20 protein-coding genes are annotated in these 23135 nt (G+C 26.4%); 18 read left to right on the top strand and 2 right to left on the bottom strand.

Translation table 11 applies throughout. The features are described 5' to 3' along the window. The first annotated feature begins 301 nt into the window (after window positions 1-301). The 10 genes from tyrS (at window position 302) to LPC13_RS08130 (ending at window position 12784) form a co-directional block, all read left to right on the top strand. Window positions 302-1495 (top strand): tyrosine--tRNA ligase, encoded by a 1194-nt coding sequence (gene tyrS, locus LPC13_RS08085; RefSeq protein ID WP_005211498.1) that lies wholly within the window; start codon window positions 302-304, stop codon window positions 1493-1495. 87 nt (window positions 1496-1582) lie between these two features. Further along, the gene (locus tag LPC13_RS08090) at window positions 1583-2062 is read left to right on the top strand and encodes an NUDIX hydrolase (RefSeq protein ID WP_005211497.1); all 480 of its coding nucleotides are present in this window, start codon (window positions 1583-1585) and stop codon (window positions 2060-2062) included. A 170-nt stretch (window positions 2063-2232) separates the two neighbouring features. After that, window positions 2233-3414, top strand: coding sequence for an SAM-dependent methyltransferase (locus LPC13_RS08095; RefSeq protein WP_005211495.1), 1182 nt, complete (start codon window positions 2233-2235; stop codon window positions 3412-3414). 166 nt (window positions 3415-3580) lie between these two features. Further along, window positions 3581-5485, top strand: a complete 1905-nt coding sequence (locus LPC13_RS08100; protein WP_234088740.1) for a sensor histidine kinase — start codon at window positions 3581-3583, stop codon at window positions 5483-5485. 317 nt (window positions 5486-5802) lie between these two features. Continuing rightward, window positions 5803-6804: a Gfo/Idh/MocA family protein gene (locus tag LPC13_RS08105; protein ID WP_005211480.1), complete on the top strand. Its 1002-nt coding sequence runs from the start codon at window positions 5803-5805 to the stop codon at window positions 6802-6804. Between the two features lie 37 nt (window positions 6805-6841). Further along, window positions 6842-7567 (top strand): HAD family hydrolase, encoded by a 726-nt coding sequence (locus tag LPC13_RS08110; RefSeq protein WP_005211475.1) that lies wholly within the window; start codon window positions 6842-6844, stop codon window positions 7565-7567. 64 nt (window positions 7568-7631) lie between these two features. Beyond that, window positions 7632-7835, top strand: coding sequence for a heavy-metal-associated domain-containing protein (locus LPC13_RS08115; RefSeq protein WP_005211474.1), 204 nt, complete (start codon window positions 7632-7634; stop codon window positions 7833-7835). A 287-nt stretch (window positions 7836-8122) separates the two neighbouring features. Then, window positions 8123-10228, top strand: coding sequence for a family 2 glycosyl transferase (locus LPC13_RS08120; RefSeq protein WP_234088741.1), 2106 nt, complete (start codon window positions 8123-8125; stop codon window positions 10226-10228). A gap of 48 nt (window positions 10229-10276) precedes the next feature. Further along, window positions 10277-11386 carry a HEAT repeat domain-containing protein gene (locus LPC13_RS08125; protein ID WP_040418806.1) on the top strand — a complete coding sequence of 370 codons (1110 nt, stop codon included), beginning with the start codon at window positions 10277-10279 and terminating at the stop codon, window positions 11384-11386. A 9-nt stretch (window positions 11387-11395) separates the two neighbouring features. Beyond that, window positions 11396-12784 (top strand): glycosyltransferase family 2 protein, encoded by a 1389-nt coding sequence (locus LPC13_RS08130; protein ID WP_005211461.1) that lies wholly within the window; start codon window positions 11396-11398, stop codon window positions 12782-12784. A gap of 66 nt (window positions 12785-12850) precedes the next feature. Here the strand turns inward: LPC13_RS08130 and LPC13_RS08135 are convergent, their stop codons facing one another. Beyond that, window positions 12851-13573 (bottom strand): helix-turn-helix domain-containing protein, encoded by a 723-nt coding sequence (locus LPC13_RS08135; RefSeq protein ID WP_051040658.1) that lies wholly within the window; start codon window positions 13571-13573, stop codon window positions 12851-12853. Between the two features lie 225 nt (window positions 13574-13798). Between LPC13_RS08135 and LPC13_RS08140 the strand changes: the two genes are divergently transcribed. From LPC13_RS08140 to LPC13_RS08170, 7 genes are all read left to right on the top strand, one after another. Continuing rightward, window positions 13799-15859, top strand: a complete 2061-nt coding sequence (locus LPC13_RS08140) for an NEAT domain-containing protein (protein ID WP_195244137.1) — start codon at window positions 13799-13801, stop codon at window positions 15857-15859. A 146-nt stretch (window positions 15860-16005) separates the two neighbouring features. After that, window positions 16006-16680: an NEAT domain-containing protein gene (locus LPC13_RS08145; protein ID WP_005211455.1), complete on the top strand. Its 675-nt coding sequence runs from the start codon at window positions 16006-16008 to the stop codon at window positions 16678-16680. Between the two features lie 26 nt (window positions 16681-16706). Continuing rightward, the gene (isdE, locus tag LPC13_RS08150; RefSeq protein ID WP_005211454.1) at window positions 16707-17600 is read left to right on the top strand and encodes a heme ABC transporter substrate-binding protein IsdE; all 894 of its coding nucleotides are present in this window, start codon (window positions 16707-16709) and stop codon (window positions 17598-17600) included. A gap of 2 nt (window positions 17601-17602) precedes the next feature. After that, window positions 17603-18595: a FecCD family ABC transporter permease gene (locus tag LPC13_RS08155; RefSeq protein WP_195244139.1), complete on the top strand. Its 993-nt coding sequence runs from the start codon at window positions 17603-17605 to the stop codon at window positions 18593-18595. Further along, entirely contained in the window at window positions 18595-19365 is a 771-nt protein-coding gene (locus LPC13_RS08160; RefSeq protein WP_005211441.1) for an ABC transporter ATP-binding protein, read from the top strand. Before LPC13_RS08155 ends, LPC13_RS08160 begins: the two co-directional genes overlap by 1 nt. 118 nt (window positions 19366-19483) lie before the next feature. Next, a complete protein-coding gene (locus tag LPC13_RS08165) occupies window positions 19484-20281 on the top strand; it encodes an FMN-binding protein (RefSeq protein WP_040418805.1) in 798 nt (265 codons plus the stop codon). An 85-nt stretch (window positions 20282-20366) separates the two neighbouring features. Then, the gene (locus tag LPC13_RS08170) at window positions 20367-21347 is read left to right on the top strand and encodes an FAD:protein FMN transferase (protein WP_040418803.1); all 981 of its coding nucleotides are present in this window, start codon (window positions 20367-20369) and stop codon (window positions 21345-21347) included. Between the two features lie 137 nt (window positions 21348-21484). Here LPC13_RS08170 and LPC13_RS08175 read toward each other — a convergent pair whose 3' ends face one another. After that, window positions 21485-21664, bottom strand: coding sequence for a hypothetical protein (locus LPC13_RS08175; RefSeq protein ID WP_005211438.1), 180 nt, complete (start codon window positions 21662-21664; stop codon window positions 21485-21487). 236 nt (window positions 21665-21900) lie between these two features. Here LPC13_RS08175 and LPC13_RS08180 point away from each other — a divergent pair, with 236 nt between their 5' ends. Continuing rightward, on the top strand, window positions 21901-23106 hold the full coding sequence (locus LPC13_RS08180) for a YgeY family selenium metabolism-linked hydrolase (protein WP_147576233.1): 1206 nt from the start codon (window positions 21901-21903) through the stop codon (window positions 23104-23106). Window positions 23107-23135 lie beyond the last annotated feature (29 nt).

Consider the following 23135-nt stretch of genomic DNA (forward strand, 5'->3'; position numbering starts at 1 on the left):
TCTTTACCGACTTAGGCTTGAAAAGCCTAACGCATCAATATATTAAAATTCATTAAACTTAAAGAACCGCCGTGTACTAGACCGGTACGCACGGTGGTGTGAGAGGATGGAAAATAAAATAATTATTTTCCTCCTACTCGATATTTAAAAATAATTGCGCAATTAAAATATATATAATTTCTTAAATTGAAGTGCACATCAATTAAGAAAAAAATTAAATACTTAGTTAAGTATAATTAATAACAAATAAAAAAGTAAATTGTTATAAAAAGTATAACAGATATTTAAAGGAGGAATAGTAATGAAAAGTATAGATGAACAAATTAGAATAATTTCCAAAGGTGTAGATGAAATAATAGGTTTAGATGAATTAAAGGAAAAGTTAGCTAAGAATAAAACATTAATAGTAAAGTTAGGATTAGATCCAAGTGCTCCAGATATACATTTAGGGCATACTGTAGTTTTAAGAAAACTTAAGCAACTTCAAGATTTAGGTCATAAAATTATAATTATAATAGGTGATTTTACTGGAAAAATAGGAGATCCAACAGGAAAATCGCAAGCTAGGAAGGCTTTAACAACAGAACAGGTTTTAGAAAATGCAAGAACTTATGAAACACAAATTTTTAAGGTTTTAGATAAAGAAAAGACAGAAGTAAAGTTTAATAGCGACTGGTTATCTAAGATGAATTTTGAAGATGTAATAAAATTAGGTTCAAAGATGACAGTAGCAAGAATGCTTGAAAGAGAAGATTTTAAAAAGAGATATGAAAATCAAATGCCAATATCAATTCATGAATTTTTCTACCCTTTAATGCAAGGATTCGATTCTGTACAGTTAAATGCTGATATTGAATTGGGAGGTACAGATCAAAGGTTTAATTTACTTATGGGAAGAATGTTACAAAAGGAGTTTGGGCAAGAGCCGCAAACTACAATAATGATGCCATTACTTGAAGGACTAGATGGGATAAATAAAATGAGTAAAAGCTTAGGAAATTACATTGGTATAGATGAAGATGCAGCAGTTATGTTTGAAAAAGTTATGACTATCCCAGACAATTTAATAATTAAATACTTTGAATTAGTAACAGATGTTCATCCAGATAAGGTTGATGAGATAAAGAATTCATTAGAAAATGGCATGAATCCAAGAGATGTTAAATTAGAACTTGCAAGAGAAATAGTAGAATTATACCATGGAAAATGTGCAGTTCAAAGTGCAGAGCAGAGATTTAAAATAGTGTTTCAAAAGAGGCAAATACCAGATGATATAAAAACTGTAGAATGTCTAATTTCTAATTTTAATTTAGCAGAAATAATTGTAAGTAATGGATTAGCAAAGAGTAAAAATGAATTTAGAAGATTAGTAACTCAAGGTGGAGTGAAAATAAATGGAGAAAAAATAACTTCATTAGAGACAATAAAAGAAACTTCTGAAATTATAGTTCAAATAGGGAAAAAACATTTTATTAAGATAGTATTAAAGCAATAAAATTCTTATTTATCTGTAGCATTGATTTATGTAAAGGTAAGATATAAAATATTATTACAAAATATGGTATATAAGTGAGGGGTAAGTATGAAATTTCCAACACATATAGTAGCTGCAGGGGCATTAGTTACTAATCAAAAGAATGAGGTTTTATTAGTGAAAAATCCACATAGGGGATGGGAATTTCCTGGTGGACAAATTGAAAATGGAGAAGATTTAATACAAGGAGTAAGTAGGGAAGTTTTTGAAGAGTCAGGAATTGAAATAAAAGTAGATAAGTTAGTTGGAGTTTATTCCAATACAAAGTCATATATTGGTTGGGATAATAAGACATTTGTACCTACTAAAGTTATATTTGATTTTTTGGCAACAGCAATAGGAGGAAGTTTAAAGACCAGTGAAGAAAGTGTTGAAGTAGGATGGTTTGATAGAGATGTTGTATTAGACATGATAAGTGAAGAGTGGATAGTAGATAGGATGAAAGATATGTTAGAATTTGATGGACAACTTATATATAAGGTATATTCATCTAGACCTTATGAAGTTTATAGAGAAGAAAATATTTAGAATATATTTTCATTAGAAAAATGGTGCTATTTTGAATTTAGCACCATTTTATTTTTAGTAATATTACTATAAAATAATAAATTAACAATATAATTTATTATTAATTTATACATAAATGGTTAAATTTATAAAAATATGTTCATACTACAACAAGAGAGGAGAGTTGTTATATGAATTTAGAAAAAACTTTTTTAAAAACTTTCTTAAAAAATTTTGAGGAAGAGTCATTTCAGGTAAACTTTTGGGATGGTGAAGAACTTCTTATTGGAAATGGAGAGCCACAATTTAAGGTTTTAATAAATAAACCAATAGATAAGAAAGCATTGTTAAATAGTACATCATTAGCTTTTGGAGAAGCTTATATGGATGGGGATGTTGAATTTGATGGAGATTTATTTTTAGTATTAAACACTATATTAAAATACATAAATAAATTTAATACTAATCATAAAGCATTACCACAAATATTTCATAAGGTTACAAATAAGTCTAAGCAAAAAGAAGAAGTAACTTCGCATTATGATATAGGTAATGATTTTTATAGTATTTGGTTAGATAAAACTATGAGTTATTCTTGTGGATATTTTAAAAATGAAAATGATTCATTAGAAGAAGCTCAAATGAATAAAATTAATCACATATTAAAAAAATTGAATTTACAAGAAGGCCAATCATTATTAGATATAGGTTGTGGTTGGGGAACTTTATTGATTGAGGCAGCTAAACAATATAAAGTAAGGGGATTAGGTATAACATTAAGTGAAGAACAATATAAAAAGTTTAGTGAAAGAATAAAAGAAGAACATTTAGAAGATTTGTTAGAAGTTAAAATTATGGATTATAGAGATTTAAAAAAATCACATTTAACCTTTGATAGAGTCGTTAGTGTTGGAATGCTTGAACATGTGGGGCGTCCTAATTATAATTTGTTTTTTGAAAATGTAGATTCAGTATTAGTAGAGAGCGGAGTATTTTTATTACATTATATAAGTGGTTTAAAAGAATCAGAAGGTGATGCATTTATAAAGAAATACATATTCCCAGGTGGTGTTATTCCTTCATTAAGAGAAATTATAAATATTTCGGCAGAGTATGATTATCATACAATAGACATAGAGAGCTTAAGATTGCATTACACAAAGACATTACTAGAGTGGTATAAGAATTTTAGTGACAATATAGATAAAGTAAAAGAGATGTTTGATGAAAGATTTATTAGAATGTGGAGTTTATATTTATGCTCTTGTGCAGCAACATTCAATAATGGGGTAATTGATTTACATCAAATATTATTTACAAAAGGTGTAAATAATAAATTGCCTTTAACACGTGAATATCTATATAGCAAATAGAAAATTAAAGTTTATGTATGAACATCAATAGATAATTAATAGAATTTAAGTGTTGCAAATAATATAAGAGTAGGTAGTATTATGGTAATTTTGGATAATATATATAAAAAATAGAAAAAATGTAGTATAATACTGTTTATATAATTTTATTGAACAGGAGAAATTGATGAAAGGACTAAAGATTAAGATTTGTTTAGTAATAAGCATAATTTTAATATTGATTTGTGCACCAACAAAAATTTATGCAGCTGAAAAACAAATGAATAAATTAAATGTATTATTTATTACTTCTGGCGACTATAACTCGGAGAATTTCAATGATCAAATAAGAGGTATAAAAGAAGTAATGAATAATAATGTTAACATAAGGATTGAACATATGGATATACCTTGTAGTAATGATAAGGAACAAGAAGAAAAGTTCTATAGATTAATAAGCTATAATATTGAAAGTTATGGAGGATTTGATGCTATTATAGCGGCTGATGATAAAGCTTTAGAATTTTGTTTAAAATATAGAGAGAGTTTATTTAAAAGTATGCCAGTTGCGTTTTTAGGCGTGAAAGATGATAGAATTATAAAAAGTGCTATAGAACATGATTTGGTAGCTGGTGTTAAAGAGTTTGAAACAATTGAGGATAATATAAAAATCATAAGAGAAATTCATAAAAATATAGATAGAATTATATTTATAGATAATGATGAATTTAATAATGATATTATTAAAAAATATAATGAGTTTACTTATGAAAATATTAGTACAAAAAAACTATCTCTTGAAGAATTTGAAAATAAGTTATCAAAATTAACTAGAAGAGATGCAATAATTGTGATTTATCCTAATAAATTAAGAGACCAAGATTTAAGCTATTTAGAATTTAATAAATTAATAGTTCAAAACTCTCCAAATACGCCAATATATAATGCTTCAAGTTGTTTTTGGGGAGAAGGTAGTATCGGTGGAAAAGTAATTGATTATTTTAATCAAGGTGAAAAAGTTGGAAAAATAGTTTTAGGGATGATTAATGGCGATGATCCTAAGATGTTAAATATATTAGATGATAGTACAAATAAATATATATTTGATTATACTGCTTTGAAAAAATTCTCAGTAAAAGTAAGAGATTTACCTAAGGAGGCTGAGATTATAAATGACCCAATTGATATACTAAAAGAGTATAAGTATATTATTATAGGAATAATTATTGGAGGTATGGCTTTAATTTCTATAGTTATAACATTAATGTTATATATTAAATATGAAAAAAATTATGAGAAAAAAATATTAAAGGCAATGCATAAGGCAGAGGAAGCAAATAAATTAAAAACTCATTTTATATCTAACATAAGTCATGAATTAAAAACACCAATAAACGTAATTTTATCAGCTATACATCTTGCAGAAATAAAAAATATAGACGGAGATACTAAAAATTATGGTATTATAAAAGAAAATTGTTATAGATTAATAAGACTTTTAAATAATATTATTGATGTAGAGAAGTCTGAGGTGAATGATTTAAAATTAGAAATTAAAAATACTAATATTGTAAATTTGATAGAAGATTTAGTTTTATCAATAGTACCATATGCTGAACATAAAAATTTGAATATAATATTTGATACAAATGAAGAAGAAGTTGTAATGGCAGTTGATGTTAATAAAATTGAGAGAATTATATTAAATTTATTATCAAATGCTATAAAATTTTCAAAGGATAATGGAAATATTGAAGTAAAACTAAAATTTACTGAAGAGATACTAGAAATAAGTATAGAAGATGATGGAATAGGCATTGAAAACACAGATATAGATAGAATATTTGAAAGGTTTATTCGTGTAGATAATACTTTTTGTAGGAAAAATGAAGGTAGTGGTATAGGGTTATCTATTGTAAAATGCTTTGTAGATCTTCATGAAGGAAGAATTTTAGTTTTTTCAGAAATTAATAAAGGAAGTAAATTTGTGGTTGAAATACCTAGAAAAGTAATAGAAGAAGAGAATAATTTTAATTTAGAGGATAAAATTAGACAAAATATAAAAATAGAGCTTTCAGATATATATATTTAAAAAAATAGCAAATGAAATAATACTTTAATATGTTATTTCATTTGCTATTTTTATATTGTAATTTAATAAAAGTTTATAAGTTTTTTATTATAGATTATTTGATAATTAATACAATTATAAATTTGTTATTAATGAGATTGCTCTTATTTTTAAATAGAATTTTATACTTGTCTGAAATTGATATTTTTAAATTTAAATAAATAGTATTAGTATGTAGAAAAGATATATGATTAAAAAATAATGAAATATAAATATGTTATAATGTATTTACATTATTAAGTTTATTATATGTATTTAAGAAAAATTAATTATGGGGTATGAATATGGATGATAGAATAATTAGATTTGGAGTTATAGGAACAAGTGAAATTACACAGGTATTTTTAAAAGGAGCTAAGTTAGTAGAGAAGTTTAAATTAGCAGCAGTATATTCAAGAAAAGAAGAAACTGCACGAGAATTTGCTGATAAGTATGGTGTAAAAACTATTTTTACAAGTTTAGAAGAAATGGCAAAAAGTGATGAAATAGATGCAGTTTATATAGCATCACCTAATAGTTTTCATGCTAAACAAGCAATTATATTTATGAAAAATAGAAAACATGTTTTATGTGAAAAAGCATTTGCTTCTAATATAAAAGAAGTAGAAGAAATGATAAAAGTAGCTAAGGAAAATAATGTAGTTTTAATGGAAGCAATGAGAACTACACTTACACCAAATTTTAAAATTGTTATGGAAAATATATATAAATTAGGGAAGATAAGAAGATATTTTTCGAGCTTTTGTAAATATTCCTCCAGGTATGATAAGTATAGAGAAGGAGTAGTTTTAAATGCATTCAAAAGAGAATTAAGTAATGGAGCATTGATGGATATAGGAGTATATACTATTTATCCAATGATTACTTTATTTGGAGAGCCTAAAGAAATAAAAGCAACTAGTTATATGCTTGAATCAGGAGTAGATGGTGAAGGATCAGTTATATTTAAATATGATGAAATGGAAGGTAGTGTAATATATTCTAAGATATCAAATTCATATTTGCCAACAGAAATACAAGGTGAAGAAGGGACTATGATAATAGATAAAATTAATGAAGTTAATTCTGTAAAGATAGTCTATAAAGATGGAAATATTGAAGAACTATCTACTAACCAAGAAGATAGTATGTGTTATGAAATAGATGAGTTTGTAAATCTTATAATTAATAATAAAAAAGAATCTAATATAAATTCTTTAGAGAATTCAAAAATAGTAATGAAAATAATGGATAATGTAAGAAGTCAAATAGGGTTGGAATTTATTGCAGATAAAAATTAATTAATGATAAATAACTATAAACTGAAAGAGGAAAATAATGAAGAAACATATTGAAAAAGCAAAAGCCGTGATATTTGATATGGATGGAGTTTTATTTGATACAGAAAATGTATATCTTGATGTATGGAGTAAGGTTTTTGAAAAGTATGGATATACTATGACAAAGGAAATATATTCATCTGTATTAGGTACTGGCAGAGAAAATGTAAAAAAAACTTTTTTAAATTATTTTGGAAATGATTTGCCTATAGATGCAATGTATAAGGAAAAAGATGAAAATTTAGCTATAGTAATAGATAAAGGGGTTCCATTAAAAAAAGGAGCAAATGAATTATTAATATATTTAAAAGAAAATAAATATAAAATAGCATTAGCAACTTCAGCAACAAGGAATAGAGCATTGCAACAATTAGGACAAGCTGATATTGAAAAATATTTTGATGCCATAGTTACTAAAGATGATATTAAAGAAACTAAACCCAATCCAGAAATATTTTTAAAGGCGGCAAAAAAACTTTTTATGAGTCCTAATGATTGTATTGTAATAGAAGATTCATCAGCTGGTATTAAAGCAGCATTTAATGCAGAAATAACTTCAATACATGTTGTAGATTTAAAAGAAGCAGATGATGAAATTATAGAGCTGTGTTATAGAAGTTTTAAAAACTTAAATGAAGTACAGAAGGAGATTGAATATTTAAAAAATAGTTCAAACAGATATTCAGTAAATTATTATGAAAGCGAAAAGGTTAAATTAAGATAACCTAATAATATAATAAAATTTTGAGAATACTATTTATATAATTTAAATGTAAGGAGTAGTATTCATGGAAAGACAACATTATATAGTAAATGGTATAGCAAATGAAAATATAAAAACTCAAATAAAAAATGCACTTGAAAAAGTAGATGGTGTAAATAATGTTTGTGTAGATATGGCTCGTGGAAGTGTTGAAGTAATTTATAATGAGCCAGCAACTGCTCAAGAAATTAGAGATTGTATTGAAAATACAGGACATAAAATAGAATAAAATATTAATAGATTTAATATTTTATTTATAAGTAAAAGTAAGGTATTCAAATAAATTTTGATACTATTTTTTATAAAGGTAAAGGAATTCATATTTGAATTCCTTTTTTGTGTATAATAAATATGATTATTAAAAAACAAATTTGATGTTTATTATTTTTAAGAATATCAATTTGAAAAGAAATCAATGTACTTAATATATCAAAAAATAAAAGGATTTATAGAATCTTTGTAGAACTTATAGAATGATTTGTATAGGTATAATGAATAAGTAACTAAGGAGGGAATATGAAAAGGTATTTACAAATAGTAACTATAATATTAATTCTTATAATAGGTATATTTAACTATGGATATTTAATTAGAAATAAAATTAATATAAGCAGTGAAGAAGTAGTGCAACAAGTAGCTAGAACTAATAATACTAATTTTGATATATATATAAATGGTAAATGGAAAACTACTTTTTTAAAGGGAGTGAATATAGGGGCTTCTAAGCCAGGATATTTCCCAGGAGAATTTGGAATAACCAAAGATGATTATTTAAGATGGTTTAAACAAATAAAAGAAATGAATGCAAATGTAATAAGAGTTTATACATTACAAATGCCAGAATTTTATGAGGCATTATTTGAATTTAATAGATATAGGATAGACCCACTTTATATAATACATGGTGTTTGGATTGATGAAGAACTTATGTTAGAAGAAATGAATGCATTTAGTCCAAATATAAAAAATAGTTTTAATAATGAAATAGCAACTATAATAGATGTTATCCATGGAAATGCAGAAACTGAAAAGGTATTAGGAAGAGGATACGGAAAATATACAAAAGATATATCACCTTATGTTATTGGATATATTTTAGGGATAGAATGGGATCCATACTTTGTAAAATCAACTAATGAAATAAATGTTGAAATGGATGATTTTGATGGAGAGTATTTATATACAAATAATGCAAGTGCAATTGAGATGTTTTTTGCACAAGCAGGAAATCATGCTATAGATTATGAAAGTAAAATTTATAATATGCAAAAGCCAATAGCATTTACTAATTGGCTTACTACAGATCCTATTGATCATGAGAATGATGTTGATGAAGATAATAGAATTGCTGATATTAATACTGAGAATATAAAAGCAAAGGATAGTTTTAAAAGTGGATTGTTTGCATCATATCATATATATCCTTATTATCCTGACTTTTTAAATTATGATTCAGATTATATAGAGTTTTTAGATGAAGATGGAAATAAAAATTCTTATAAAGCATACTTAAGGGATTTAAAAAGTTATCATACAGTACCGATAGTTGTATCAGAATTTGGAGTACCTAGTTCTAGAGGGATAACTCATAAAGATTTAAGTAGAGGATTTAATCAAGGGTTAGTTAGTGAAAAAGATCAAGGTGAGATGAATGTAGAAATGTTAAATGACATATATGATGAAGGATATGCGGGAGCAATAGTATTTTCATGGCAAGATGAATGGTTTAAGAGGACCTGGAATACTATGGATATGGATGTCCAGGAATCAAGACCTTATTGGGGAGATAGAATGACAAATGAAGAGTATTTTGGACTTTTAGCATTTGAACCAGGAAAAAGAAAATCTGTATCGTATATAGATGGAAAGATAAATGAATGGAATAAAAAAGATATAGTTTCTCAAAGTGATAATATAACATTATATATGAAAAGTGATGAAGAATATTTATATTTTAGAGTCAATAAGAAAAATTTAAATTTAGATAAAGATGAAATATTTATACCAATAGATATAACACCAAAATCAGGAAGTACAACTATAGAAAATTATGATGTTATATTTAATGAAAAAGCTGATTTTATAATCGATATAAAAGGTAAGGATAGCTCAAAAGTTTTAATCAATGATTATTATGATGTATCGGATTTTTTATTTAATGAGATTAGATATGAATCAAATGATATAAATAGTTTTAAAACAATAAGACAAGTAGTATTAGGAGAATCTATTCTTCCGAAAAGTGGCAAAATAATTCCAATTCAGTATGTTGAAGTTGGAAATTTAATTTATGGAAATGGAAATCCTAATAGCAATGAATATAATTCTTTATCAGATTTTATTATAAATGGAGATGATATAGAAATAAGAATACCATGGCTTATGCTAAATATAAGTGATCCAAGTAATAAAATGATAATAGATGATTTTAATAAATCAGGAGAAATAAATCATGTAGAAATAAATAAGATAAATATAGGCGTTTATGTATTAGAAGATATGAAACAAATACAAGCATTAGATATGAAGGCGTATAGTTGGAATAAATGGATATATCCTACCTATCATGAAAGGTTAAAGGAATCCTACTATATATTAAAAGAAGCTTTAAAAGAATTTTAAACTAAAGAAATGGGGTGTATATATGTGTTAAAACTAAGTTTTTATATTATGATAATATGCCTATATTATTTGTTTAGCATGTACATATATATTGGATATAAAATTTTAAATGAGAATAGAACGAATAAAAAACTTAAAAAATTAGATAGAACTTTAGGTGTAAGTATTTCAAATGAATTAGATAATTTTAAATATAATAAAAAAATAGATGTTGATGCTATAAATAAAATAAAAAAGAAAAGTAAAAGAAAATTAAATGCAAGGTATTTATGCGAAAATTTAATAATGAGGTTAAATGAGGAGAAAAAGATAATAATTGAATTTGTTAATAAAAGTGATATTTTAGGAGAAGTTTTAAAGTCTAGGCAAGAGCAAGAATATGATATAGCATATAAAATAAAGTATATAGGTGAATTTAAAATTGATGGATATTATGATTATATAATTGAGAGGTGTACTGATAATTCTATTTATATACAAATAGATTCTTTAAGAACTTTAAGTAAGCTAGGGAATATTGATTACTTTATAAAGGGGTTAATTAAAATAATAAATTCTACTTCAGTAATTCATGAGAAGGTATTAATAGACAGCATAAATTCATTTGAAGGAAATGTAAAAGAATTAAATAGGAGATTCGAAAGAGAACTATTAAATAACCATAGCAATAATAAATTTTCTGAGATTATACTAAAGTATTTTAAAGAAAATAGATATATAGAAGTTAAAGATATAGTACTGAAATTATTGGAAGAAAAATATTTAGATAAAGAAATAAAAATTGCATGTATAAAATATTTGATAGATATTAAGGACGAGAACATAAAAAGTGAATTAATTTTATTATCTAGAAGTGAAGAATGGGAAATTAGAGCATTAAGTGTAGTTTCATTAGGAAGTTATTGCGAGGATGAAGATGTAATAGTAGTATTAGAAAAAGCATTAACAGATGAAAATTGGTATGTAAGGCAAAATTCTGCTAAGAGTTTATATAATTTAATAAAAGATAAGGAGAAAATTTTAAGTATTATATATGGGAAAGATAAGTATGCCTCTGATGCAATGTTAACCATTTTATCAGAAGTAGATAATTTAGAAAAGTATTTATTAGATAGTTCAATAGATTACGATTTATCAATAAAAGAGTTAGTCAACTAAGGAGAAAGTATGAAATTTGAAGATATTATATATTTTTTTGATAATATAGTTCTTATATATGTGGCTATAATGTTTTTTGTGTTTTTTATATTTGTAATATCATCAGCTTTAAGTTTTGATAAACATATAAAATTTAGGGGATTTATAAATAATTTCAATTTAGATTATAATGCTGATTATATTCCAGTTTCATTATTAGTACCTGCTTATAACGAAGAGGTTACTATTTGTAAAACTATAGAATCTTTATTAGCAACAGATTATAAACAGTATGAAATTATAATTATTAATGATGGGTCTACAGATAGTACATTTGAAGTTATTGAACAAAAGTATAAATTAAAGCATATTTATAAACCCATGAAAAGGAGTATAGAAACAAAGGATATTTTATCTGTATATAAGGGTGAAGTAAACAATGTTTTTATAACAGTAATAAATAAAGTTAATGGAGGAAAAGCAGATGCTTTAAATGTTGGAATAAATTATGCTAAGTACCCTATATTTATTACAATTGATGCAGATTCTATATTAGAAAAAGGAGCAGTTAGAAATATAATAGTTCCATTTATGAAGAATAAAAAAACTATAGCAGTTGGAGGAAATATTAGAATTGCCAATGCTTTCACCATAGAAAATGGAGTAGTAACAAAAATAGATACACCAAAGGGATTAATAATACCATTTCAAATGATAGAGTATTTTAGGGCTTTTTTAACTAATAGAATGACTTGGAATATCTTAAATATGAATTTAATAATATCAGGAGCTTTTGGAGCTTTTAGAAAAAGGGATGTAATTAATGTTGGTGGATATAAGAATAATACTGTTGGAGAAGATATGGAACTTGTAATGAGACTACATAAAAAGTTTATAGAAAATAAAGAAGAGTACTACATATCATATGCTCCAGATGCAAATTGCTATACTCAAGCACCAAAGACTTTAAAAGGGTTAAAGGTACAAAGAAGAAGATGGCAAATAGGATTAATACATAGCATGTCACTACATAAAAATTTATTTTTAAATAGAAGGTGGTTACTTGCAAAGTTATATTTCATTTTATTTGAAATGATAACACCCATTATTGAAGTTGTAGGAATGATTATTATACTTTTATCATTTATTTTTAAAATAATTAATTTAAAATTTGTATTATGTTATTATGGATTTATTATAATATATAGTTTAGCTATATCTATTTCGGCAATATTATTACAAGTTTATGCATTTAAAGAAGATATAAATAAAAAGGTCATAGCTAGACTGATGATAATTTCAATATTTGAAGGAATAGGTTATAGACAATTTTTAACACTATATAGAGCATCGGCTTTTATAGGATATAAAAAGAATAAATATAAATGGGGAACTATAAAAAGAGAAAAACAAAATTAAAAATACTTATAAGGAAGTGATTAAAATAAAAAATTTAATGCTATCCTTATAAGTGTTTTTTTATAATTACGGTAGAATTTCCTCTCTAAATTCTAGAGGGGTTTTACAGGTTATCTTTTTGAAAACAGTACTATAATAGCTTTGATTATTAAATCCTACAGATAAAGCTATATCTAACAGTGATAAATTTGTATTTTTTAAAAGTTCTTTACTTTTTTCAATTTTATAAGAGTTTAAATAATTTATAAAGGTTAGACCTGTTTCCTTTTTAAAAATACTACAGAAATAGCATTTATTTATATTTAATTCATTACAAATGTCATCTATGGAAATATCCTGTGTATAATTATGCTTTATATATTCGATTGCATGATTAACACAAGGAGAATGTTGCTCCTGTATACATTTATTTTTAATGGTATCTATAATATATGAATGCAATTTAATAGTATCATTTATTGAAGATTCGGATATATATGAAATGTTATTTTTCATGAATATTGAATCGTCTTTAATTAATGTATATGGTCCTATTAAGATATACATAGGTAAATTATCATAATGATAAAACATTATACAACTATAAGTAATATTTTTTTGAATATTAATAGTAAATGCTCCTGGATTATAATTTGATTTTTTTATAATTGCAATTGCTTGTGATAAATAAAATGAACTTTCTATATTGGAATCATATTTATAAGTAAAAACCGTTGAAAAAGTATTATTTAAAATTACAGTTGGCAATGATAAGCAATTAAAAAAGTTTGTAAAAATGGTTGAGATCATAAATTAATAAGTATCCTCCTTTTAGAGTGATTTTTATATAACATAGAAATTACTATTTAACTAAATATAGTTAAAATAAAAATAAAAATAGTTAAAAGGTAATTCTAAAAGTTATGATAAGATATAACAAGTAAATGATAATCAATATCAATTATTATGAAAGAAAATTACTTGAATGTCAATTCTAATAAAATAATTTTAAAGAGAAAATAGGGGGATATAGTTATGTTAAAAAGAAAGATTTGTAGTTTATTAGCATCATTAATGATAACAACTACAGTATTAGGAACGAATGTACAAGCCGTAGGAGCAACGGTAGTTGATGCAATTGCAAGTCCATCAATAGATAATTCAGAAAGTGATAACGAAAATCAAGAAAATATTTTGGCTGATGGAACATACAAAATATCAAATAAGGCATTAAAATCAGGAACAGACAGCGATAGTGCAATAAGAAATTATATAGATACAGATTCTATTGTAACAATTAAGGGTGGAAAAATTACTGTAACTATGAAGTATAATGAAGCAGGATTACAAACTGTAAAGACAACAAATTCAATAACAGTAGATGGACAAGAAGTTGAATTTGTAAAAAATGAAGATGGATCAATAAGTTTTGATATTGAATCAACGGATTTATTATATACAAGAATTAATGTTAATTTAACTTACTATAATGAGAACCTTCCAGAAGAAGTTTTCCCAGGAAAGCTACATAAAGTAGATGTTGATTTACTACATGAGGGAGAATTAATAAAGGACTCTTCTAATGATTCAGGAAGCAATGACGAAAATCAAGGAAATGTTTTAGCAAATGGAATATATAAAATAACAAATAAAACATTAAAAACAGGAACAGATAATGATAGTGCAATAAGAAACTATATAGATACAGATTCTATAGTAACAGTTAAAGATGGAAAAATTACTGTAACTATGAAATATAATAAGGTAGGATTAGAAACTGTAAAAACAACAAATTCAATAACAGTAGATGGACAAGAAGTTGAATTTGTAAAAAATGAAGATGGATCAATAAGTTTTGGTATTGAATCAACGGATTTATTATATACAAGAATTAATGTTAATCTAACTTACTATAATGAGAATCTTCCAGAAGAGGTTTTCCCAGGAAAGCTACATAAGGTAGACATTGATTTACTACATGAGGGAGAACTAACAGAATATAAAGGAGATAACTCTTCAGATAATTCAGGAAGTAATGGAGAGGAAGAAACACCAATAAATCCAGACAATAATGGTGGAAATACAGGAAATGACAATTCGAATAACGGTAGTTCAAATAATGGAACAATCGAAAATGCAGGCACTAAAGTTTATACAGGTAAACTAGAAGTAATTCATGAAAATTCTACTGGATTAAATATGGCAAAACAAGCAATAGAAGATACATTAAAAGTTGAAGATGTAAATGGAAAGAAATATGTTACATTAACATTTACAAATATGGGTTCAACTATGATGAGTAATCATGAAATATATGTTAATGGAAATAAAGTAGATACAACTAAAACTGTAAATGGGAATATTGTTAGTTTAAGATTTGCTGTTGGAAGCTTACAAGATTCAATAAAAGTTTCAGCTTATGTTTCTATGATGGGAAGCAATGTTGAATTTGGAGTTAATGTATTAGAAGATACATTAAAATTAGTTGCAGATGGAACAACTGGAGGAACAACTGGAGGAACAACAGGGGGAACAACTGGAAGTACAACAGAAGGAACAACATCAGGTTCAAGTAATAATGGTAGTGTAAGTAACGGAAGCACAAGTAATACTGAGCAAGAAATAACAGTAGTTAAAGGTAAATTATACTCTATTCAAAATAGTGTAAGCCATGAAAGTGAAACTGGAAGAAATATGGCTAGAAAATATTTAAGTTCAACTTCAAAAGTTGAAGAGATAGAAGGAACTTATTATGTTACATTAACATTTACAGGTGCAGAATTCATGCAAAATCACGAAATATATGTTAATGGATCAAAAGTAAGCGCAAGTAAAAGCACAAACGGTGATGAAACATATGTAAGATTTGCAGTTTCAAGCTTAAATGATAGTATAAAAGTTAAAACTTACGTAGTTCCAATGGCTAGAGAAGTTGAATTCGGAGTTGAATTATTAGAAGATACTTTAACATTTATTAAAGAATATACGGTAGAAAAGTTACCAAATACAGGTGCGGCAGCTGGAGCTGGTTCAGTAGCTGGATTAGGATTATTAATGACATCTGCAGGAGCTGTATTATTAAAGAAAAGAAGATAATTTTAAAATATAGGATAATATAAAAAATTGAAAATTGGTAATGAAAATGAAAAAACATTTTCATTATTCAGTTTTCAATTTTTACGTTAAAGAATATTAGTAATAATTTATATTTTTTAAATAATTTATGAAAAAGAGGTAATAAGATGAAAAAAAATAATAAATTTAGACAAGTTATAATGGCAATGATGTTTTTAGGAATGTTTTTAACAATTGGAACTATAAATGTTCATGCAAGTGATATAAAAAGTGGAATATATGAAGTTGAAAATGATGTTTATCATGAATCAGAAACAGGTATGGCAATGTCAAGAACGTATTTATTACCAACAATGACTGTTGAAGTAACTAAAGATCACATAATTTATACTGTGGGTTTTTCTGGAAGTAATTATATGGAGAACTATAGAATGAAGCTTAATGGAGAAGATGCAGTTGTTGAAATAGTAGAAGAGAATAGTGAAGATGGAATTGTTAAGCTAAATATAGAAGTTGATAAAGTAGATGCTGACATGGATGCACTTATTTATGTGGGGCCTATGGAAAGAGATGTTCAATTTAAAGTAATACCTAAAATGGAAACTTTAACTTTAATTGAAGAAATAGTTGAAGAAGACAATAGTGAAGTAAATACAATAGAAGAGGCAGATGTAGATGCAGATGTAACTACAGAAGAATTAAATATAGAGAATGAGAATAACATAGTTGATAGTAGTGATAATTCAGATAATATAAAGCCTATAGTAATAGGATTAGGTGTAGTTATAGTATTACTTATAGTAGGTTTAACTATTATAAAAGCTAAAAAAAAGAGTGCATAAAGGTTATGTAAGGAGTTTAAATAATTATGAAGTGTAAAAGAATTATATCTATAATAGCTAGTGCAATTATCGGATTTAATATGGTGGGTTGTAGTTCACAAAGTAGTGAAAATAAAAATGTAGCGGTTAATGCTGATGGTGAAGAGATAGTTGTTGCAACATCGGTAGCAGTTACAGAAATATTAGATGCTTTAGGGGTTAAGGTATCAGGAGTTCCAAGTACATCTTATGAATTACCGGAAAGCACAGAAGGAGCAGTTGAGATTGGAAATCCAATGAGTCCAGATTTAGAAATAATTAAATCATTAAATCCAACAGTTGTAGTATCAGTTGATACTTTAGGATCAGATTATATGGAGCTATTTACGCAAAATAACATTCCAAGTGAATTTGTTTCTTTAGAAAGTTTAGATGGATTGAAGGACGCAATAAGCTTATTAGGAGAAAGATTTAATAAAAAAGAAGAAGCTGAAGTATTACTAACAGATTTAGAAGACAAAGAGATAGAAGTTAAGAAAAAAGCAGAAACCATAGAAAATCCAGATATTTTACTTTTATTTGCTGCACCAGGTTCAACAATGATAGCAACATCAAAATCCTATATAGGAAGTTTAGTTGAATTAGTTGGTGGAAGAAATATAGTTGAAGATAATAGTACATCATTTACTACTTATAATAAAGAAGATTTAGCTATGCTAAATCCAGATAAGATTTTAGTTATGGTACATGCAATGCCAGAAGAAACAAAAGCAGCATTAGAAGCTGAAATGGCAAGTGATTCTGCATGGCAAAATATAAATGCAGTTAAAGATGGTAATGTAATTTATTTAGATAGTGAATACTTTGGAATGAGTGCAAAACTTAATGTTATTGAGGGATTAGATATATTAAGTGATATAGTTCATGGTGATGGAGAATAATTATGAAAGTTTCAAATAAAAAATTTAAAATATCATTTATAGTTCTATCGATATTAATTCTATTAGTAACTGTATTAGTATCATTAAAGTTAGGTAGTATTAATATTACATTTAGAGAACTTATTAAAGGGATATTTTTAGGACAATCAGATGGAAATATTGGAATTATAAAAGACTTAAGAATGCCTAGAGTAATTATTGCAATATTAGTTGGAGCAAATTTGGCAATTGCAGGGGTTTTATTACAAGCTGTAATAAGAAATCCATTAGCAGATCCATATATAACAGGAATATCATCAGGAGCTTGTGTGGTTACTGTATTCTTTATGGTTTTTATACCTAGTGTAACTAACCTTAGACCTATTTTTGGTTTCTTTGGCGGATTAGTTTGTTGCATGATAATTTACTTTATGGCATATAAAAATGGATTATCGCCAATAAGAATAGTATTGGCAGGAGCTGCTTGTAATGCATTATTAGGTGGATTTTCATCTATGATTACAGTAAGTGCAGGATTAGGAGCAAGTAATATTCAAAAATGGATGATGGGAAGTTTAGCAACAGTTAATTGGAGTAATGTAAATATATTATTGATTTACTCTACTATAGGGATATTAGCAGCAATACTATTAAGTAAAGTATGTAATATATTAGCTCTTGGAAGTAAAAATGCTAAAAGTCTAGGATTTAATTCTAATATATATATGATAATAGTTACTGCTGTAGCGGTGTTTTTAGCTAGTATATCAACAGCAATAGCAGGAGTAATATCTTTTGTAGGTTTAGTAGTTCCACATATATGTAGAATAATAATAGGTTCTGACCATAAATATTTAATTCCTTGTAGTGGAATAGTTGGAGCGTTTTTAGTATTATTTGCAGATACAGTAGGCAGAATGGCTATGAGACCTAATGAAATTCCTGTAGGGGTAGTAACGTGTATATTTGGAGCACCATTTTTCTTATATCTTTTAAGAAGGAGTGACTTAAAATAATGATAAAAGCAGTAAATTTAGAGTTCTCTTATGACAAGGATAAAGAATTTATAAAAGAATTAAATGTTAATGTTGAAAAAGGAAAAATAACAACTATATTAGGACCTAATGGAAGTGGAAAATCAACATTATTAGGTATATTTGCTGGATTAAATAAACCTATTTCTGGAGATATAAGTATTAAAGGAAAGTCAATAAAAAGCTTAAGAAATAAAGATTTAGCAAAGGAAATTGCAACAGTTCATCAACAAAATGAGGTCCCAAGTGATATTACCGTGAAAGAACTAGTTGCTTATGGAAGAATACCACACAAAAAATATTTCCAAGGTAATAATAAAGATGATGAAGAAATAATAGAGTGGGCTATAAAAAGAACTGGACTTGAAAATTTGAAGGATAAAGCTGTTATGAGTATGTCAGGCGGTGAAAGGCAACGAGTTTTTATAGCTATGGCTTTAGCACAAAAAAGTGAGATTTTATTTTTAGATGAGCCGACAACGTATTTAGATATTTATCATCAAATAGAAATATTAGAACTTGTAAAAGAATTGAATAAGGAAGAGGGACTAACTGTTCTTATGGTTTTACATGATATAAATCAGGCAATTAAATATAGTCATAATGCTATAATAATGAAAAATGGTAAAACTATTGCTTCAGGAAAAGTAAATGAAGTAATAAATATTGATTTACTTAATAATGTATATGGAATTGGCGGGTTTATAAGTGAAATTAAAAATGAAATGTTTTTTGTTCCTTTAAAATTGTAAAAATTTAATTATGTGGCAAGCTCTGGTAGATATAGTTTATAATATAGATTATTATTTATATAAACATATATTTATCAGAGCTAATTTTATAAATACAATAATAGTAGGGGGAATAATTATGAAAAATAGTAAAAATAAAGTTATAGCAGCTACAGTTTGTGGAGTAATAGTAAGTTCTGTTGCTGCAGCTATGTTTATGAATTTTGATGGGGAAAAGGAAAAAGTTGGGGCTAAAAGTGATAAAAACGATAGTGTTGAATTAGTAGATAATGCTGAAAATAAAAATAATGAAAATAAAGATAATAATAAAGAAGAAATAAAAAATAATGAAAATGAAGTAAATGAAGAAGTACATAATGAGAATGATGATAATCATCAGATTGAAAGTTCTGATATAAATAATAATTCTACAGAGGATAGTATTACTGACGGAAATGTAAATACAGTAGATGGAATTAATACAAATACTAATACAAATACAGGAAGTTCAAATAGTGGAAATTCAAATAATACAATTAATCCTAGTACACCAAGTGGAGATAACCAATCTAATGTAGAAAAGCCATCGGATGGAGGGGGTATAGAACCAGATAAAGGGGATGAGTCTGCTGTAGAAATACCACCAGTTATACCGGAACCGAGCTTAACATATTATGATGGTTCATATACAGGAACGGCAACAGGACGTGAGGTAGGATTAGAGGTAAAGGTGGATATATATTTAGATCAAATAGCAAGAGTTACAGTAGTTAGTCATAACGAAACTATAGGAATTTGTGATAAAGCTCTTGAATTGATTCCATATAGAATTACAGCAAGCCAAAGTACAAATGTTGATATAGTATCAGGTGCAACACTTACAAGCAATGGAATAATAAATGCTGTAAATGAAGCTTTAAGTAAAGCAAGAAGATAAGTACATAGTAGATTTATAGGATTGGTAGTATTATTAAATAGCATTTAAATACAAATACTAGAATATCTTTATGGGAGATTTTTATATGAAGGGATATTTAGAAAAGGAAGATTTTATATTTAATACTAAAGTATATCAGAAAATAGAATATAATAATGAAATCGAAAATTTAGCAAAAGATAAAGTTTATGAAATAGCTAAAAAGACAACGAATTTTATGAATAAATTTGAAGATATGCTTAGCTTTTTTAAAAGTGATAGTGAGGTAAGTAAAATCAATAAAAATGCAGGAAAGTGTTTTACTAGAATATCTAAGGATACCTTTGAAATATTAAAAGTAGCAGAGCACTATTCAAAATTAACTAATGGAATATTCGATATAACTATAGCCCCTTTAGTAAAAGAATGGGCAATCAATAGCCAGCAACCTAAATTTTTAACAAATAAAGAAGTAAATAAAAAACTTTTTTTAGTAGATTATGAAGATGTAGTTTTAAACGAAAGTAATTTATCTGTAATGTTATTAAGAGAAAATCAGCAAATAGATTTAGGTGGAATAGCTAAAGGGTATATAGCAGATAAGATAATAGAATTTTATAAGAATAATAATGTTGCATCTGCTGTAATAAATATAGGTGGGAATATAAAGGTTTTAGGTTCTAAAGGTGAAGAAAACTTATGGAATGTAGGAATATATGAACCTAAAAAACATAGTAAGGATGTTATATGTAGTATATTAGTTAAAGATAAATCAATAGTAACTTCTGGAGGGTATGAAAGAGCTTTTATGTATAATGGTGAAATGTATAATCATATACTAAATCCTAAGAATGGATATCCAGTTAAATCAGATTTAAAGAGTGTTACAGTAGTAAGCAATGATTCTATTGAAGGGGATGCACTTTCAACCCCACTTTTTATTATGGGAAAAAATAAGGCTCTTGAATTTATGAGAAAGCATAATATAAGTGGAATAATTGTTACTGAAAATGATGAAATTATAGTTACTAGGGACTTATTAGAAGTTTTTAGCTTGTTTAAAGAATATAAAGTTTTAACTTTTTAAAAGTGTGAAATAATTCAATTTATGTAAATAATTAACTAAATAAAGTTTTTAAAGGTATAAGAACACTATTATATAGTTTTCTTATACCTTATTTTTTATATTTTATACTGTTTTAAGAGTTTTAAATATTAATTACTTTATAAATCGTCAACATCCTGTTCTTCGCCATATCTTACAGTTCCTTCTGAACTAAAGCTATCATTTAAATCTTTTTCTATAAAGTATCCATCGTTAGGCTCTTTAGAGTTTTTAGCATATTTACTGCAGGATTTCATTTGAACATTTTTTAAATCAGATATATGTTTCATTTTACTCATAGAAATGACTCCTTTTATTATTTAAAGTTAAGATTAATTTTATTATAAGTAAGTTTTATTAAAAATAATCATAAAATTTATGAATAGTATATAAAAAATATAAATTTAAGTATTTGAGTAAAAATTTGAAAAGATTATATGAGAAATGAAATTTCCTAATGTTATGGTATGTATATTGTAGAGATTATAAGCATAAGGAATTAATGATTACTTTATTTAAATATGAGGAGGATAATGTGGATTTTAAAGAGATAAAATTAAAGGCTGAGAGCTATAAAAAAGAAATGGTTAAATTTTTAAGAGATTTAATAGCTATACCTGGAGAAAGTGGTAGTGAAAGTAAGGTTATTAATCGTATAGCAGAAGAGATGAAGAAGGTAGGTTTTGATGAAGTTAAAGTTGATGGAATGGGAAATATTTTAGGGTGTATAGGAAATGGAAAAACATTAATAGGTTATGATGCACATATAGATACAGTTGGACTTGGAGAATTAAGCAATTGGACTTTTAATCCATATAAAGGCTATGAAAATGATGAAGAGGTTGGTGGAAGAGGGGCATCAGATCAATTAGGGGGAATTGTTTCAGCAATATACGGAGTAAAAATAATGAGGGATTTGGATCTTTTAAGTGATGAATACAAAGTAGTGGTAACTGGAACTGTACAAGAAGAAGACTGTGATGGGCTTTGTTGGCAATATATTTATAATGAAGATAAAGTAAGACCGGAGTTTGTAGTTATTACAGAACCTACTAATGGAAATATATATAGGGGACAACGAGGACGTATGGAAATAAGAGTAGAAGTTAAAGGGGTTTCTTGCCATGGATCAGCACCAGAGCGTGGAGATAATGCAATATATAAAATGGCAGATATTCTTCAAGAAATAAGAGTTTTAAATGATAATTTACATTATGATGAATTTTTGGGGAAAGGAACTATTACAGTATCAGAAATATTTTTTAACTCTCCATCACGCTGTGCAGTAGCCGATATGTGCGCAATTTCATTAGATAGGAGGCTAACTAATGGTGAGACTTATGAAACTGCATTAGAAGAAGTAAGGAATTTGCCATTTGTGAAAAAGTATAAGGCAGAAGTTTCTATGTATAAATATGAAAAAGAAAGTTGGACAAAACTTATTTATCCAACAGATTGTTATTTTCCAACTTGGGTAATTTCAGAGGAAGAACCTGCAACTAAAGCAATAGTTGAAGTTTATGAAAGAATGTATGGAACTCCAAAGGTAGATAAATGGACATTTTCAACAAATGGGGTTTCTATAATGGGAAGATATAATATTCCATGTATAGGATTTGGACCTGGTAAAGAAGAAGAAGCACATGCACCAAATGAAAAGACTTGGAAGAGTGATTTAGTTAAATGTGCAGCAGTTTATGCAGCATTACCAACTGTGTATTGTAAGAATAAACACATTTAAAAATGCAAGTAATGATTTGAAAAGGGTGA

It is taken from the genome of Clostridium celatum (assembly GCF_021412605.1).
Lineage (GTDB): Bacteria > Bacillota > Clostridia > Clostridiales > Clostridiaceae > Clostridium > Clostridium celatum.

Coding starts and splice junctions, on each gene's coding strand:
- LPC13_RS08095 (WP_005211495.1), top strand. CDS start 2,233: ATGAATTTAGAAAAAACTTTTTTAAAAACTTTCTTAAAAAATTTTGAG.
- LPC13_RS08090 (WP_005211497.1), top strand. CDS start 1,583: ATGAAATTTCCAACACATATAGTAGCTGCAGGGGCATTAGTTACTAAT.
- LPC13_RS08145 (WP_005211455.1), top strand. CDS start 16,006: ATGAAAAAAAATAATAAATTTAGACAAGTTATAATGGCAATGATGTTT.
- LPC13_RS08170 (WP_040418803.1), top strand. CDS start 20,367: ATGAAGGGATATTTAGAAAAGGAAGATTTTATATTTAATACTAAAGTA.
- LPC13_RS08165 (WP_040418805.1), top strand. CDS start 19,484: ATGAAAAATAGTAAAAATAAAGTTATAGCAGCTACAGTTTGTGGAGTA.
- isdE (WP_005211454.1), top strand. CDS start 16,707: ATGAAGTGTAAAAGAATTATATCTATAATAGCTAGTGCAATTATCGGA.
- LPC13_RS08155 (WP_195244139.1), top strand. CDS start 17,603: ATGAAAGTTTCAAATAAAAAATTTAAAATATCATTTATAGTTCTATCG.
- LPC13_RS08160 (WP_005211441.1), top strand. CDS start 18,595: ATGATAAAAGCAGTAAATTTAGAGTTCTCTTATGACAAGGATAAAGAA.
- LPC13_RS08120 (WP_234088741.1), top strand. CDS start 8,123: ATGAAAAGGTATTTACAAATAGTAACTATAATATTAATTCTTATAATA.
- LPC13_RS08125 (WP_040418806.1), top strand. CDS start 10,277: ATGATAATATGCCTATATTATTTGTTTAGCATGTACATATATATTGGA.
- LPC13_RS08135 (WP_051040658.1), bottom strand. CDS start 13,573: ATGATCTCAACCATTTTTACAAACTTTTTTAATTGCTTATCATTGCCA.
- LPC13_RS08110 (WP_005211475.1), top strand. CDS start 6,842: ATGAAGAAACATATTGAAAAAGCAAAAGCCGTGATATTTGATATGGAT.
- LPC13_RS08100 (WP_234088740.1), top strand. CDS start 3,581: ATGAAAGGACTAAAGATTAAGATTTGTTTAGTAATAAGCATAATTTTA.
- LPC13_RS08175 (WP_005211438.1), bottom strand. CDS start 21,664: ATGAGTAAAATGAAACATATATCTGATTTAAAAAATGTTCAAATGAAA.
- LPC13_RS08105 (WP_005211480.1), top strand. CDS start 5,803: ATGAATATGGATGATAGAATAATTAGATTTGGAGTTATAGGAACAAGT.
- tyrS (WP_005211498.1), top strand. CDS start 302: ATGAAAAGTATAGATGAACAAATTAGAATAATTTCCAAAGGTGTAGAT.
- LPC13_RS08140 (WP_195244137.1), top strand. CDS start 13,799: ATGTTAAAAAGAAAGATTTGTAGTTTATTAGCATCATTAATGATAACA.
- LPC13_RS08130 (WP_005211461.1), top strand. CDS start 11,396: ATGAAATTTGAAGATATTATATATTTTTTTGATAATATAGTTCTTATA.
- LPC13_RS08115 (WP_005211474.1), top strand. CDS start 7,632: ATGGAAAGACAACATTATATAGTAAATGGTATAGCAAATGAAAATATA.